Annotated in this window: 14 protein-coding genes; 5 read left to right on the plus strand and 9 right to left on the minus strand. The window is 66.8% G+C overall.

Features of this window, described 5'->3' with window-relative positions:
* Window positions 1-19: 19 nt before the first annotated feature.
* Genes N5I32_RS01640 through N5I32_RS01655 form a run of 4 tightly spaced genes read right to left on the minus strand, consistent with a single transcriptional unit; the run spans window position 20 to window position 3,919 of the window.
* Window positions 20-622, minus strand: a complete 603-nt coding sequence (locus N5I32_RS01640) for an amino acid synthesis family protein (protein ID WP_261493650.1) — start codon at window positions 620-622, stop codon at window positions 20-22.
* Between the two features lie 11 nt (window positions 623-633).
* The gene (locus tag N5I32_RS01645; protein WP_261493651.1) at window positions 634-2,718 is read right to left on the minus strand and encodes a CoA transferase; all 2,085 of its coding nucleotides are present in this window, start codon (window positions 2,716-2,718) and stop codon (window positions 634-636) included.
* Window positions 2,715-3,515 carry an alpha/beta fold hydrolase gene (locus N5I32_RS01650; protein ID WP_261493652.1) on the minus strand — a complete coding sequence of 267 codons (801 nt, stop codon included), beginning with the start codon at window positions 3,513-3,515 and terminating at the stop codon, window positions 2,715-2,717. Before N5I32_RS01650 ends, N5I32_RS01645 begins: the two co-directional genes overlap by 4 nt.
* A gap of 8 nt (window positions 3,516-3,523) precedes the next feature.
* Entirely contained in the window at window positions 3,524-3,919 is a 396-nt protein-coding gene (locus tag N5I32_RS01655; protein WP_261493653.1) for a RidA family protein, read from the minus strand.
* Window positions 3,920-4,061: 142 nt separating this feature from the next.
* Here N5I32_RS01655 and N5I32_RS01660 point away from each other — a divergent pair, with 142 nt between their 5' ends.
* Window positions 4,062-5,543, plus strand: a complete 1,482-nt coding sequence (locus tag N5I32_RS01660) for an aldehyde dehydrogenase (protein WP_261493654.1) — start codon at window positions 4,062-4,064, stop codon at window positions 5,541-5,543.
* 71 nt (window positions 5,544-5,614) lie between these two features.
* On the opposite strand, the gene N5I32_RS01665 is transcribed toward N5I32_RS01660, so the two are convergent.
* Complete coding sequence (locus tag N5I32_RS01665; RefSeq protein WP_261493655.1) at window positions 5,615-6,499, minus strand: AraC family transcriptional regulator; 885 nt, start codon at window positions 6,497-6,499, stop codon at window positions 5,615-5,617.
* A gap of 209 nt (window positions 6,500-6,708) precedes the next feature.
* Between N5I32_RS01665 and N5I32_RS01670 the strand changes: the two genes are divergently transcribed.
* From N5I32_RS01670 to N5I32_RS01685, 4 genes are all read left to right on the plus strand, one after another.
* A complete protein-coding gene (locus tag N5I32_RS01670) occupies window positions 6,709-7,632 on the plus strand; it encodes an aldo/keto reductase (protein WP_261493656.1) in 924 nt (307 codons plus the stop codon).
* Between the two features lie 168 nt (window positions 7,633-7,800).
* The gene (locus tag N5I32_RS01675; RefSeq protein WP_261493657.1) at window positions 7,801-8,835 is read left to right on the plus strand and encodes an LLM class flavin-dependent oxidoreductase; all 1,035 of its coding nucleotides are present in this window, start codon (window positions 7,801-7,803) and stop codon (window positions 8,833-8,835) included.
* An 8-nt stretch (window positions 8,836-8,843) separates the two neighbouring features.
* Entirely contained in the window at window positions 8,844-9,641 is a 798-nt protein-coding gene (locus N5I32_RS01680; RefSeq protein ID WP_261493658.1) for a carnitinyl-CoA dehydratase, read from the plus strand.
* A gap of 1 nt (window position 9,642) precedes the next feature.
* Window positions 9,643-10,593 (plus strand): 3-hydroxyacyl-CoA dehydrogenase NAD-binding domain-containing protein, encoded by a 951-nt coding sequence (locus tag N5I32_RS01685; protein ID WP_261493659.1) that lies wholly within the window; start codon window positions 9,643-9,645, stop codon window positions 10,591-10,593.
* A gap of 144 nt (window positions 10,594-10,737) precedes the next feature.
* Here the strand turns inward: N5I32_RS01685 and arsB are convergent, their stop codons facing one another.
* From arsB to N5I32_RS01705, 4 genes are read right to left on the minus strand one after another with little or no spacing between them, the layout of a single operon-like run.
* Window positions 10,738-11,745, minus strand: coding sequence for an ACR3 family arsenite efflux transporter (arsB, locus tag N5I32_RS01690; protein WP_261493660.1), 1,008 nt, complete (start codon window positions 11,743-11,745; stop codon window positions 10,738-10,740).
* Complete coding sequence (gene arsJ, locus N5I32_RS01695) at window positions 11,742-13,025, minus strand: organoarsenical effux MFS transporter ArsJ (RefSeq protein WP_261493661.1); 1,284 nt, start codon at window positions 13,023-13,025, stop codon at window positions 11,742-11,744. The genes arsB and arsJ overlap by 4 nt, the downstream gene beginning before the upstream one ends.
* Window positions 13,022-14,020 carry an ArsJ-associated glyceraldehyde-3-phosphate dehydrogenase gene (locus N5I32_RS01700; RefSeq protein ID WP_261493662.1) on the minus strand — a complete coding sequence of 333 codons (999 nt, stop codon included), beginning with the start codon at window positions 14,018-14,020 and terminating at the stop codon, window positions 13,022-13,024. The genes arsJ and N5I32_RS01700 overlap by 4 nt, the downstream gene beginning before the upstream one ends.
* Entirely contained in the window at window positions 14,017-14,862 is an 846-nt protein-coding gene (locus N5I32_RS01705) for an arsenate reductase/protein-tyrosine-phosphatase family protein (protein WP_261493663.1), read from the minus strand. Before N5I32_RS01705 ends, N5I32_RS01700 begins: the two co-directional genes overlap by 4 nt.
* Between the last annotated feature and the right edge of the window lie 49 nt (window positions 14,863-14,911).

Consider the following 14,911-nt stretch of genomic DNA (forward strand, 5'->3'; position numbering starts at 1 on the left):
ATGCGGTGTGCGGGGCCACCTAGACGCCGGCGGGGTTCTCGATGTCGCGCCCCATCGCGGCAAGGTCGGAATAGCGGTCGCCGATGCGGTGGTGCGGCCGCCCGCGGGTGGCGGCACCCAGCGCCACGACAAGTTCGTCGTGCCCCGGCGCGTCGGGGATCGCGAACTGCACGGTCAGGTAGTGCGACCGCCGCCCGCTGTCGTGCTTGTCCATCAGCGGCACCTGGATCTGCGTGTTCGCCGGCCCGCGCGTGTTGGTGAAGCCGAGATAGGTCTTGGCTCCGACGGCCTCGCGGTAGAAGTTGCCGAAAAGCAGGGTGTGGATCAGCGCCGAGCCATGTTCCAGCTCGCAATCGGTACCGCAGAGGGCGGCCTTGCCATAGGCCTCGATCGCGTCGCCCGATCCCGCCAGGGCGATCAGCCGGTCGGTCAGCATCTTGCCGAGCGGCGGCGCCATGCGCTTGATCTCGGGCGAGAGATCCTCGACGAAGCCTTTTCCGTGCCAGGGGTTCCTGACCACGGCGGCGACCCCGATCATCCGCAGCACCGGCGCGACGGTGCGGCCGCCGTCCTGGTGGATGTCTTCGTCATAAGTCACGACCTTGCGTAATTCCGGCAGCATCATCATCTCCCTCAACTCTCCGTCACGCGACGGACTTTTCCCGTGATTTCATTGCCCTGATAGATGCCGAACGATCCATGCCGGAATTCCCCGGCATAGCGTTCCAGCATCGCGCGTTCGGCGGTGCTGGCGACCCGGTCCCAGGGCAGGGCGTCGAGCGGCAGGTAGACCATACCTTTCGGCGCCGCCCCTTCGACCTGGCCGTGGTAGAAGATTCCGGTGGTACCGGTCTCGCGGTCCTCATAGACCGCATAGAGGAACTCGACCTCGGGCGTCAGCCCCTCGGCCGACAGTCCGGCGCGAAGGGTGTCAAGGCTCGGCTTCGCCCCGCGTGCGACCGGGACGGACAGGGCGCCGTTCGGCCCTTCGCACAGGAGCAGGCGGCCCCGGTTGTTCAGGACCGCGCCGATCCGGGTGGCGCCCGCCGCGGCGACGGCAGAGACAAGCCGATCCTCAAGCCCGATGGAGAAATAGTTGCCCCGGAAGTAGCCCAGCGGATCGCCGTCGGCGGTGGCGAAGTCGAGGACGCGCCCGATCAGCACGACGTGGTCGCCGGCGTCGACCAGCCTTTCACGCGCGCAGGCGAAATGCGCCAGCGCGCCGTCGATCAGCGGTACGTCCTGCGCGCCGGGTCTCCAGGCGCACTGGTCGAACTTGTCCGGCGCCCGGCTGGCAAAAAGGCCCGATATGGCCTTCTGATGCTCCGCGAGCACGTTCACCGCGAAATGCTCGGCGCCCATGAAGGTGGCAAAGCTGTGCGCCGTCTTGGCCAGGCACACGAGCAGCAGCGGCGGGTCGAGCGAGACCGAGGTGAAGGAATTCGCGGTAAATCCGCGCGGCGTGCCGTCGGCTTGCCGGGTGGTCAGCACCGTGACCCCCGTGGCAAAGGCGCCGAAGGCGTTGCGCAGCGCCCGGGCATCGAGGGCTGGCGCCGTGGCGGTGCCCAGAATCTCAGGGTTGCTTTGCCCCAAGCGCTCGGGCGGTGCGTAGTCCGGCGCGGGATGGGCGGAGAACCTGACCGGATTGCCCGCGACCCGCCAGGGCCTCCGGCCCGGTTCGGCATGGGGCACCGTCGCGATCATGCCGCGCGCCGCCACATGCGGATCGGCGACGATGTCGGCCACGGTGTTCACCGGGCCGAAGGGCACCAGGCCGCCGAGAATGCCGGCAAGCTCGACCTTGGTCCGCGCCGCGGTCCAGTCGGACACGATGGCATTGATGCTGGTCGCGTTGGCCCGCCGCGCCGCACGGGTGGCGTAGCGCGGGTCGCTGCCCAGCTCAGCCCGGCCCATCGCGGTGGCCAGCCTGACCCAGAACGCATCGTCGACGATGCCCAGTGCCACATGCCCGTCCCGGGCCGCGAAGATGCCGAAGGGCGCCAGCAGCGGATGGCCATTGCCCTCGGGTCCCGGCACGATGCCCTCGAAGTCGTACAGATAGAGCGCGCGTTCACAAAGCGAGACCATGGCATCGTACATGGCGACATCGACGAACTGGCCGCGCCCGGTCGCCTCGGCCTCGCGCAGCGCCGCGAGGATGGCGAAGGCCATCAGCGATCCGGCGAAGACGTCGCCGATGCCGGGGCCGACCTTTGTCGGCGTCCGCGCATCCGGCCCGGTCAGCGCGACAAGCCCGCCCATCGCCTGCGCCACCACGTCGTAGGCCGGCCAGTCCCGATAGGGGCTTTCGCCCGATCGCGGATCGCCGAAGCCCCGGATTGCCGCATAGACGAGGCGCGGGTTCACCTCGGCCAGGCTTTCGCAGGACAGCCCCAGCCGGTCCATCACGCCGGGGCGGAAGTTTTCCACCACGACATCGGCGGTGGCGGCCAGGGCGCGGAAGGCCGCCTTGCCGGCCTCGGTCTTCAGATCGATCTGCACGCTTCTCTTCGACCGGTTCAGGCTGACGAAATAGCCCGCCCAGTCGTGGTCGGGGTCGTCGTCCCGGAAGGGGCCGTTCTGGCGGCTGGTGTCGCCGAAGCGGTCCTCGATCTTGATCACCTCGGCGCCGTGATCGGCCAGCATCATCGTGCAATAAGGCCCCGACAGCATGCGGGACAGGTCCAGAACGCGAATGCCTTTCAGGATGCCGGTCATGCGCGCGCCCCCAGATGCCGGTCAAGGAAGGTGACCAGCGGCCGGTTCAACGCCGGCGGGTCTTCGGCCAGCGCCATGTGGCGAAGGCCGGGCAGGATCAGCGCCTCGGCACCCGCGATCTCGGCCGCGATGGCGCGGGTCATCTCGGGGCCATTGCCGTAATCTTCGTCCCCGGTGATCACCAGCGTGGGCACGGCGATCGGCGGGTTCGGCGCAACGACCTCGTCGACGCCTTCGGCGAGGATGCGGTAGATCGACGGATAGACCACCGGATCGTTGGCCATGACCCAGGACCGCACAAGATCCATCATCTCGGGATTGGCCGCGCGGAAGCTATCGGTGAACCAGCGCACCAGCGCCGCCTCGACCGTTGCCTGTGGCCCCTCCGTCCTGGCCTGCCCGACGCGGGCAACGACGGCCGCCTGCGCAGCGGGCGTGCGGCGATGGGGCGAATGCAGGATGCCAAGCGCGCTCACCCGCGCCGGGTGATCCTGTGCGAAGCGCCGGGCGATCATGCCGCCGAGTGAGAAACCGACAAGCGCCGCCCGCGCGATCCCGAGGTGATCCAGCAGCGCCGCCAGATGGTCGGAGAGCGTCCGCAGCGTGGGAGAGGGCGGCGGCGCGGCGCTTTGGCCGTGGCCGGGAAGATCGTAGGTCAGGACCCGGTAGCGCGCCGCCAGGTCCGGCACGAGCCATTGCCAGCAGGCCCGGTTGAGCCCGAGGCCGTGGATCAGCACCACCACCGGCGCGCCCTCCGGTCCGGTCAGGTCATGGGCGGTGCCGTCAGGCGCGCGCATGGCCGCGTTCATGGCCGGGCCACGGGCTTGTGGGCGATGACCTCGACCTCGACCTTCACGTCGACAAGCAGATCGGAAACCACGGCAGACCGGGTCGGTGGATCGTTCGGGAAGTATTCGCCATAAACCGCGTTGAAGCCCGGAAAATCGGCGCGATCGACAAGCCAGACCATGGCCTTGACCACATCATCCCGGCTGCATCCGGCCAGCGCCAGCGTCGCGGTGATCTCGTCAAGCACCGCGCGCGTCTGGTCCTCGATCGTCCCCGAGGTCATCACCGCCCCGTCCCTCATCGGCACCTGCCCGGTCAGGAAAACGAAATCTCCCGCGCGTATCGCCCGGCTGAGCGAAAGGCGGCGTCCGTTGATCACGATCGGTTCCCCGATGACCTGCTTTTCCGGCATCCGCGCCCCCCTTTTCCCAATCCGTGCCATCTGCGGCCGTGCGAATATACGCAATTTTCGCCATGGCCTGGCGAAAATTCGGAGTTCATCTGTCCCGGCGCGGTCAGTATGGATGGAACCGGACCTGGGGAGGAAACGCGCGATGGCCGACGTGAAACGCTACAAGATGCTGATCGACGGCGAGTGGGTCGATGCCTCGGACGGCGGCACCTTCGACAGCATCAACCCCGCCACGGGGCAGGTCTGGTCGCGCGTGCCCGAGGCTACGGCGGCGGATGTCGACCGCGCGGTGCGCGCCGCCGACCGCGCCTTCAGCTCCGGGCCCTGGGCCTCGATGCTGCCCAGCCAGCGCGGCAAATGCCTGCGCAGGCTGGGCGATCTCCTGGCCGAGAGGTCGGAGCAGCTGGGCCGGACGGAATCGATCGACACCGGCAAGATGCTGAAGGAAACCCGCTGGCAGGCGAAGTACATCGCCGAGTTCTTCCATTTCTACGCGGGCTGCGCCGACAAGATCGCGGGCGAGACGCTGCCCATCGACAAGCCCGACCTGTTCGTCTTCACGCGGCGCGAACCCCTGGGCGTGGTGGCCGCCGTGGTGCCCTGGAACTCGCAGCTGTTCCTGGTGGCGGTGAAGATCGGCCCCGCGCTGGCGGCGGGCAATACCGTGGTGCTGAAGGCGTCGGAGCAGGCCTCGGCGGCGATGCTGGAGTTCGGTGAGCTGATCGAAGAGGCGGGCTTTCCCCCCGGTGTGGTCAACATCGTCTCGGGCCACGGCGATCCGTGCGGCAAGGCGCTGACCTCGCACTCGCTGGTCGCGCGCATCTCCTTCACCGGCGGCCCGAACGCCGCCCGGCATGTCCTTTACAATTCGGCCGAGAACTTTGCCGAGGTCTCGCTGGAACTTGGCGGCAAGTCGCCCTTCATCGTCTTCGAGGACGCGGACATCGAAAGCGCGGTGAACGGATCGATCGCCGGGATCTTCGGGGCGACGGGGCAAAGCTGCGTGGCGGGGTCGCGGCTCTATCTGCACGAAGACATCGCCGACGAATTCCTCGAACGGATGACCGCGATTGCGCGCACCATCCTGATCGGCGACCCCTTGGCCGAGGAAACCCAGATGGGGCCGCTTTGCACCGCGGGCCAGCTTGACCACATCGAACGCGAGGTCGCCCGCGCGCTCAGCGAGGGCGCGCGCCTTGTGACCGGCGGCAAGCGGCCTGCGGGGCTCCCGGGCACCTATTACGAGCCCACGATCCTCGAATGTCCGCGCCAGGACCTGCACATCGTCGATACCGAGCTTTTCGGCCCGGTGCTGGCGGTGCAGCGGTTCCGCACCGAGGAAGAGGTGATCGGGCTGGCCAATGACACCAGGCACGGGCTGGCCGCCGGCATCTTCACCCGCTCGGGCGCGCGGCAGATGCGGATGGCCAAGGCGATCCGTGCCGGCATCGTCTGGATCAACACCTACCGCGTCGTGTCGCCCATCGCCGAGTTTGGCGGGGTCAAGGGATCGGGCTACGGCCGCGAAAGCGGCTTTCAGGCGATGTGGGACTATACGCGCCCGAAGACCGTCTGGGTGAACACCTCCGACACGCCGATGGCCAATCCCTTCGTCATGCGGTAAGGGCGTCGTGCGCCCTGCGGTCTGCCGCCGGGCTGCCGGCACGCGCCTGCAGTCGGCATTTCGCGCGAAGGTCAGGCGGCGCCGGGTGCCGCCCGTGTTCCCGCGCGTCCCCGGTGGCGGTCTTCGCGCGGGGATTGACCGAACTTGCGCGAATAGTCACGGCTGAACTGTGCGGGGCTTTCGTAGCCGACATCGAAGGCGACCGAGGAAATCGCATCGCTGCTTTCCATGATAAGCCGGCGCGCCTCGAGAAGGCGAACATCCTTCTGGTACTGGCCGGGCGTCTGGCCCGTCACTGCCTTGAAATGCGCGTGGAATGACGACTTGCTCATGCCGGCATGTGCCGCCAGAACTGAAACCGACAGCGGTTCGTTGATGGAAGAACGGATCGACGCAATCGCCCTGGCGAGGTGGTTCGAGGGGTCGTCGCGGCGAAGGAAACGCCGCAGGATGGCCCCTTGCGCGGACACGAGCAGACGGGCGTGTATCTCGCGCAGAAGGATCGGACCAAGAAGCGCTGCGGCCGCGTCGCCACGGACAAGCTCAAGGAACCGGGCGACGGCGCCAGTCAGGCCGGCGTCCGCCGGGTAAGATCTCAGCGCCGCCATATCCTGCTGTCCGTCATCGAAGTCCGGAACAAGGTCATAGAAGCTGCGCAACAGGCCAAGATCGATGGGAAGCACGAAGGCGGCATAGGGTTTGTCCGGCGATGCTTCGGTGATGCGTGACAGGACCGGCAGGTCATGGCTGACGATGATGGCGTGCCCGGCAGGGCAATGAACGCGGTGGGTGCCTGCCATGACCTCCTTCGCCCCCTGAATGACCATGCACAGGAGCGGGCGGTAAAGCGACCCCTCGATGGCGGAAGGATGACTGCGCCAGAGGATCGCGGCATCCCCCAACCCGAGCTTGGTAACGCCATCCGTCGCCGCGGCGTCCACAAGATCGCCCGCCATCCGAGAGAGTTCCGGTTCCACAACGCCTCCATCCTTCTGCGCCGGGCAAGGGGTAGCACAGCCTGCGGTCAACTTGGCATTCTTTCCGTTGGTATGGAGGAATTGACAAGTGTTCTCTCTCAATGAGCAAGAAACCATCTGTCTTGTCAGCTAAAGATCATCCTGAAAGTCAAATACCCTGGGCATCTGGGTGCTAGCCGGAGATCGAAATGACTGACCATTCCACAAGGAAAAGCAAGACAGCTGCCGGCATTCCTCCGGTCGGATTCGGGACGTACCTGATTGCAGACGATGATGCGCCGGCTGCCGTCGCCGCCGCGATCGCGGCCGGCTATCGCCACATCGACACCGCTGCCGGCTATCAAAACGAGGCGGGGGTAGGCAGAGGCATCCGCGAGGGGATCGAAGATGCCGGCCTTGACCGCTCGGACATCTTCGTGACAACCAAGCTCTGGCCCGGGAATCCTGCCTGGGGCGACAAGCCGAAAGGTTACGGCGAGACCGTCGCGGCCTTCGCAGGTTCACTGGACGCACTCGGGCTCGACTACGTCGATCTCTACCTCATCCACGCACCCTCAGGCGGGTCCGAGCGCGTGAACGAATGGCGGGCACTGGTCGATCTGAAAGCGCAGGGCAAGGCGCGGTCGATCGGGGTAAGCAATTACACCGAGGCACATGTCGAGGAGATCCGCGCCGCGGGCTTGCCGTTGCCGGAGTACAATCAGATCGAGCTGCATCCCTGGTCGCAGAAGCCGCAGCTTCTGGAGTTCATGGCGAAAAACGGGATCGCGCCTATCGCCTATAGCTCGCTCGTGCCCCTTTCCACGTGGCGTGCCGCACCCGGTCAAGGCAGCGCGAAGACCAGCGAGATGCGCGCCGCGGGCGACGAAGCCGGTTCGCCCTTCAAGGCGATGGCCGTCAAGTACGGTGTGACGGAGGCGCAGGTGCTGCTGCGCTGGGGTGTGCAGAAAGGCTTTGCGGTCCTGCCCAAGAGCCTGAATCCCGTGCGGATGCGCCAGAACATCGACCTCTTCGGATTCGAGATAGATGCGGAAGACATGGCGCTGCTCGCAACCATGGATCGCGGCGACGGCGTTGCATGGGCGACCGGGGATCCGCGTTTCATGGGGTAGGTCCGGCTGACCCGCCGAAGCGAGGCGAAGCTGCCCTGACAGACAAGGCCGGGGTCTCACCACGGACGAAAACGTTGGCGAAAAACCGCTTTGGGTGTCGAAATTCCGACAAACACCGGCCGCGAAGCGGCGAACATGGAGGTCAAAAGCGATCCGGGGAGGGATGAGATGAAATTTCAGCTGGCGATCAACCTGGAGCGCTTGGACGACACGCTCGACATGCGGGACGTCGCGCGCCACACGCTTGAAATGGTGCAGATGGCGGAGGAGGGCGGCTTTACCATCGCCTGGGCGGCCGAACACCACGCGCTGGAGATGACCATCGCGCCCAACCCCTTCTCGATCCTGACCTGGTGGGCCGAGAATACCAGCCGCATCCGCCTGGGCACGGCTGTCGCCGTCGCCGCCTACTGGCATCCGATCAAGCTGGCGGGCGAGGCGGCCTTCTTCGACCTGATCTCGGGCGGGCGGCTCGAATTCGGCATCGGTTCGGGCGCCTACCAGCGCGAGTTCGACCGCATGCATCCTGGCCTGAAGCAATCGGACGCCTGGCGCCACATGCAGGAAATGCTGCCCGCCGTGCAGGCGCTCTGGCAGGGCGACTATGAGCACAACGGCCAGTTCTGGTCCTTCCCCAAGGCCACGTCGGTGCCAAAGCCCCTGCAGAAGGAGGTGCCGATCTGGGTCGCCGCGCGCGCGCCGATGACCTACGACTACGCGGTCAGGAACGGCTGCAACATCCAGTCCTGGCCGCTCACGCGCGGGATGGACGAGGCCGAGACCTACATGGCTCGCATGGCCGAGGCGATGGCCGCCAACCCCGGCAAGAAGCGCCCCACGATGGCGATGATGCGCCACACCGCCCTTTACGACCGCAAGGAAGACTGGATGGTGCCGGTGCGCGCGGCGCAGCGCCAGCTGTCGCAGTTCGAGAACCTGTTCAAGAACATGGGCGACGTGGAAAACGGCTTTCCGCGCTCGATCCCCTTTGACCAGCTCGGCAACCGCGCCGAATACGACCCGGAGATGCTGACGCGCAACCTGATGTTCGGCACGCCCGACGAGGTGATCGCCAAGCTGAAGCAGTACGAGGCGATCGGCGTCGACGAATTCATCTACTACGCCTCGCTCGGCCTTGGCCACAGGGAGCAGAAACGCTCGATGGAGCTGTTCTGCAAGGAAGTCATCCCCGCGTTCTCCTGAGGGTTCCGATGTCTCTTGTCGAAACGGCGCGGCGCGGCCGCGTGCTGGAAGTCACGCTGAACAAGCCCAAGGTCAACGCCATCGACATCGAGATGAGCCGGCAGATGGGCCGGGCCTTCGCCGAGTTGCGCGACGACCCGGAGCTTTGGTGCGCGATCCTGACCGGCGCGGGGAAGAAGATCTTTTCCGCCGGCTGGGACCTGAAGGCGCTGAACGCGGGCGAGATGGAGCTCGATAACTGGTGGCAGGAGGATTACGGGATCGGCGGCTTTGCCGGGCTGACCGAGAACTGGCGGCTGAACAAGCCGGTGATCTGCGCGCTGAACGGCCTGGCCATCGGCGGCGGCTTTGAAATCGCGCTGTCCTGCGACCTGATCATCGCCGCCGAGCACGTGGAATTCGGCCTGCCGGAGATGCCGCTGGGCATCGTGCCCGACGCGGGTGCGCTGCAACGCCTGCCGCGCCGCATCCCCCACAACATCGCGATGGAGATGTTCCTTCTGGGCCGCCGCATGACCGCGCAGGAGGCCGCGCACTACGGCCTTGTCAACAAGGTCGTGCCGAAAGGGCAGGAAATGGATGCGGCCCGCGAATGGGCCGACCGGATTGCCGGTTCGGCGCCGCTGGCGATGCAAAGCGTCAAGGAGGTGCAGCGCGCAATCGAATGCCGGCCGCTGGAACAGGCCTTCGCCCATATGCGCGAAGGCGACCTGCCGACCTACCGCAGGATGCTGACTTCGGAGGACGCCAGGGAAGGCGTGGCGGCCTTCGTCGAGCGGCGCGATCCCGTGTTCAAGGGGCGATAAGATGTATCCCGATCCTTCCTCTGTCACCCGCGTCACCACGCTTGGCGCGGGTCCCATCGGCGGGGGCTGGGCCGCGCATTTCCTGGCGCGCGGCTATGACGTGACCGCCTATATCCACGCCGAAGGCGAACGCGCGGCGCTGATGTCGGTCATCGACACCGCCTGGATCAGCCTTGAGGCGCTGGGGCTGGCCCCCGGTGCCTCGCGCGACCGGCTGAGGGTCACGACCGATCTCGATGCGGCGGTGCGGGACGCGCAGTTCATCCAGGAAAGCGCGCCCGAGCGGCTGGAGCTGAAGCAGGCGCTCTACAAGCGTTTGGGCGAGGTCGCGCCGAGGGGCTGTGTCATCGCCTCCTCGACCTCGGGGCTGATGATGACGGACATCCAGAAGGACTGCCCGACGCCCGAACGCACCGTCATCGGCCACCCGTTCAACCCGCCCTACCTTCTGCCGCTGGTCGAGATCGTCGGCGGCCGGAAAACCGATCCGGCAGCCGTGCGGTGGGCGGAGGATTTCTACCGGGTTGCGGGCAAGGCGCCGCTGGTGATGAAGAAGGAAATCCCCGGCTTCGTCGCCACGCGGCTGCAGGAGGCGCTCTGGCGCGAGGCCCTGCACATGGTGGCGAACGGCGAGGCGACGCCAGAAGACATCGACAACGCGCTGATGAACGGCCCGGCGCCGCGCATGGCGGTGCAAGGCCAGTGCATGGCCTTCCACGTCGCCTGCGGAGAGGGTGGCATGGCCACCAACCTCGACCAGTTCGGCCCGGCGCTGAAATGGCCCTGGACGCGGCTCGAGGCGCCCGAACTGACGCGGGAACTGCGCGACCGCATGGTCGACGGCTGCAACGCCATCGCCGCGGGGCGACCTTTCGAGGAGATGGCGGCAGAGCGCGACCGGGAGATCGTCGCCGTCCTCAACGCGATCCGCGCGGCGCGGCGCAGGACGTGATCGCCCGAACCCGCGCGACGGCGCGTGCGGGTCCCGAGGTGGGGCCCCGACGCTGAAGCCGGGCGACAGCCCGTCTTTCGCCGACCCGCCACGGCTCCATGCCCGCCCTTCCGGCAGGGCAGGCCCGCCGTGCTCGACACCCGGTCAGGCGAATTTCGCGCGGGTGCGGTTGGCGAATGCCACGAGCGACAACATGACCGGGACCTCGACCAGCACGCCAACGACCGTGGCCAGTGCCGCACCCGAGTTCAGGCCGAAGAGGCTGATCGCCACGGCCACCGCGAGCTCGAAGAAGTTCGACGTGCCGATCAGCGCGCAGGGCGCCGCGATGCGGTGCGGCACCCGCAGCGCGTAGGCGGCGGCATAGGCCAGCGCGAAGATGCCGTAGGACTGGATCAGGATCGGCACGGCGATCAGCGCGATGACCTGCGGCCGGTCGAGGATCACCTGCCCCTGGAGGCCGAAGAGAATGACGACTGTCGCGACAAGACCGACGACCGACCATGGCTTGACCCGGTCACGGAACGCCTCGATCCGGGCCGCGCTGCCAAGCCGCGTGCGCGTCCAGAGTCCCGCGGCGAGCGGTAGCGCCACGAAGAGCACCACAGAGAGAACCAATGTCTCCCAAGGTACGGTGATGTCGGTAACACCGAGCAGGAATGCCACGATGGGCGCGAAGGCGAACACCATGACGACGTCGTTCACGGAGACCTGCAGCAGCGTGTAGCTTTCGTCGCCGCGCGTGAGCTGCGACCAGACGAAGACCATCGCCGTGCAGGGCGCGGCGCCAAGCAGGATCAGGCCCGCGATGTATTGCTGCGCGTCCCCGGGCGCGATCAGGTCGGCGAAGACGACCTCGAAGAACAGGACCCCGAGCGCGGCCATCGTGAAGGGCTTGATCAGCCAGTTCACCGCGAGCGTGATGGCCAGCCCCCTGGGCTGCTTGAAGGCATTCCTGAGGCTGCCGGGATCGACACCGACCATCATCGGATAGACCATCGCCCAGATCAGCACCGCGACGACGAGATTGACGCTGGCCACCTTGGCCGCCGCGATCGCCTCGACGAGCGATGGCGCGATGCTGCCGATCGCGATCCCGGCCACGATGGCCAGGGCGATCCAGACGGAAAGATAGCGCTCGAACACGCTCATGCGGAGATCTCCTGTCGAGGTTCGGCGCCGAGTCGACCGGCGGCCAGCGCCGAGAGTGCGACCATCGCGGCTGCCGTGCCGAGCATAAGCGACAGCCCCCCGGCCTGGTAGGTCAGACCGGACAGAACGGTGCCCATGAGACGGCCGGCGGCATTCGCCATGTAGTAGAAGCCCACGTCCATCGTGACCCGTTCGGCCTTGGTGAAGGCGAGGATCAGATAGGAATGGAGCGACGAGTTCACCGCGAAGACCGCGCCGAAGACGAGAAGCCCGCCCACGAGCGTGACCGTCAGCCAGGTCTGCGGAACGGGTGACAGCAACGCTGCCACGGTCAGCACGGCCGGCACCAGGGCCAGCATCCAGGCCCAACCTCTGGCTGCCGCGATCAACTCCCCCTCGGGCCGGCTGGCCGCGCGGAGGAGGCGCGGCGCCGCGGCCTGGACCGCTCCGTAGAGGATGATCCAGAGCGCCATGAAGATTCCGATCATGAAGAAGGCGCCGCGGTTCCCCTCGGGCGATCCGTCGGACAGAACGGCATGGAAATAGACGGGCAGGCCAACCACGAACCAGACGTCGCGGGCGCCGAAAAGGAACACCCGGGCCGCGCTCAGCCAGTTCACGTTGGCGGACCGGGAGAAGACCTCGGAGAACCTCACTCCCTTGCGCCCCTTCGGCAGCCCCGGCGGCATCGCGACCCGCACGGCCACGAGGATCACCGCCAGGACGGCGGCCATCGCCAGAGCCGCCCAGACGAAGCCCAGCGTTGCCAGAAGCGCCGCGCCGAGAAGGAAGCCCGCGCCCTTCACCGCGTTCTTCGAGCCGGTGAGGAGGGCCACCCAGCGGAAAAGAATGCCACCCTCTGTCGGCGCCAGCAGCTTCACCGCGGATTTCGAGGACATCTTGGCAAGATCCTTGGCCACGCCGCTCGCGCCCTGCACGACCATCACATAGGCGACCGAAAGCCCGATGGCCCATTCCGGATCGAGCTGCGCCAACGCGACCAGCGCCGCCACCTGAAGCCCGAGGCCCGCGACAAGCGTCGAGCTCAGCCCGAAGCGCGCCGCGATCCACCCGGCGGACAGATTGGTCACCATCCCGGCGATCTCGTATAGCACGAAGAGGTAGGCCAGCTGCACCGGCGAGAAGCCGAGCGTGTGGAAGTGCAGCAGCACCAGCATCCTGAGCGCGCCGTCCGTCAGCATGAACGCCCAGTAGGCGGCGGTGACCGCGACATAGGCCCCCAGGGCATCGGGCCGCGCGGGCGCAGGGCGGCCGGTCAAAGCGAGGCCCCGACCATCAGTGCGACGTCGACGAGGCGGTGCGCGTATCCCATCTCGTTGTCGTACCAGGCGTAGACCTTCACCTGCGTGCCGTTCACGACCATGGTCGAGGGCGCGTCCACGATGCCGGACCGCGTGTCGTTGGTGTAGTCGGCCGAGACCAGCGGCCGCTCCTCGTAGCCGAGGATGCCTGCGAGCGGCCCCTCCGCCGCGGCCTTGAAGAGGGCGTTCACCTCCTCGGCGGTCGTCGACCGCTTCACCTCGAACACGCAGTCGGTGATCGAGGCGTTCAGCAGCGGCACGCGCACGGCATGGCCGTTCAGTCGTCCCTTCAGTTCGGGATAGATCAGCGTGATCGCCGTGGCCGAGCCGGTGGTGGTCGGGATCAGCGAATTCAGCGCCGAGCGCGCGCGGCGCAGGTCCTTCGCGGGCCGGTCGACGATGGTCTGGGTGTTCGTGACGTCATGAATCGTGGTGATCGAGCCGTGCCGGATGCCGATCGCCTCGTGGATCACCTTCACCACGGGCGCCAGGCAGTTCGTCGTGCAGCTTGCGGCGGTGACGATCCGGTGCGCCGCGGCATCGTAGGTGTCGTGGTTGACCCCGTAGACGATATTGGCCGTGCCTGCGTCCTTGACCGGCGCCGAAACGACGACCTTCTTCACGCCCGCCTCGAAATACGGCGCCAACTTCGTCACGGTCTTGAAGGCGCCGGTGCAGTCGATGACCACGTCGACACCCCGGAGCGGCAGGGCCGAAAGGTCCCGCGTGCCGATGAACGGCAGCCGCGTGCCGTCGATGGTCACGCTGTCCGCATCGTGGGAAAGACGCGCATTCCAGCGACCATGCACCGTGTCGAACTCAAGCAGGTGTGCATGCATCGCGGGATTGCCCACGGCGTCGTTGATCCAGGCGATCCTGGCCCCGCGCGCGAGAAGGGGCTTGAGGGCAAGCTTGCCGATGCGGCCAAGGCCGTTCAGGGCATAGGTCGTCATGACAGCTCCGCACAGGATTTGCCGCCGATCTCGTCGATCCTGGCCTGCAGGGCCAGACGGCTCAGGGACTCGATGTTGAGCGCGGTGAAGAGGTCGATCCGCTGCTTCAGCGCCCCATAGGCCTGCTGGAACGCGAGCGCCTTCTGGGCATCGTTCCCCTCGGCCTTGACCGGATCCGGCATGCCCCAGTGCCCGGTGACCGGCTGACCTTCCCAGGCCGGGCATTCTTCATTGGCCGCCTGGTTGCAGACGGTGAAGACGAAATGGAAATGCGGAGCGTCCGGGCCGGAAACCTCCGAGACGTCCTTCGACCTGAGCACCGATATGTCGTGCCCCTTGTCCCTGAGGACCTGGACGGCAAAGGGATTGAGTGTCGATCCGGGACGCGTCCCGGCGGAGTAGGCGTTGAACCTGTCGCCCGCGGTCTCGCGCAGGATGGACTCGGCGAAGATGGATCGCGCCGAGTTGCCGGTGCAGATGAACAGCACGTTGAACTTGGCGCGCGGCATGGCATCGGACCCCATGGCAAAGGGCATTGAAACGGGTGAGCAGAATTCCGGGCGACCGCGGCAGCAGTCGAGGAGCAGGTAGTCGAAGGTCCGTCGCACCTCGGACATGTCGATCGAGTAGCGAAGCGAGGTTGCGACCCGATCCTGGGTCACCAGCCCGGCTTGCATCAGCGCGGACAGATAGGCCGACAGCGTGGAGGCCTTGAGACCCAACGCCTCTGCCAGTTCCCCGGCCGGCACGCGGTCCGGATAGCGGCGCATGAGCAGACGGAAGATGGCCAGCCGCTGAGGGTGACCGAGAATGGACAGGCGTGAAGGAATCAGTGTTTCCATATTTCATGGATAACAGAAATAAAGAGGCGGGCAATTCCAAACCCGTGCC

This window comes from Albidovulum sediminis (assembly GCF_025380365.1).
GTDB lineage: Bacteria > Pseudomonadota > Alphaproteobacteria > Rhodobacterales > Rhodobacteraceae > Albidovulum > Albidovulum sediminis.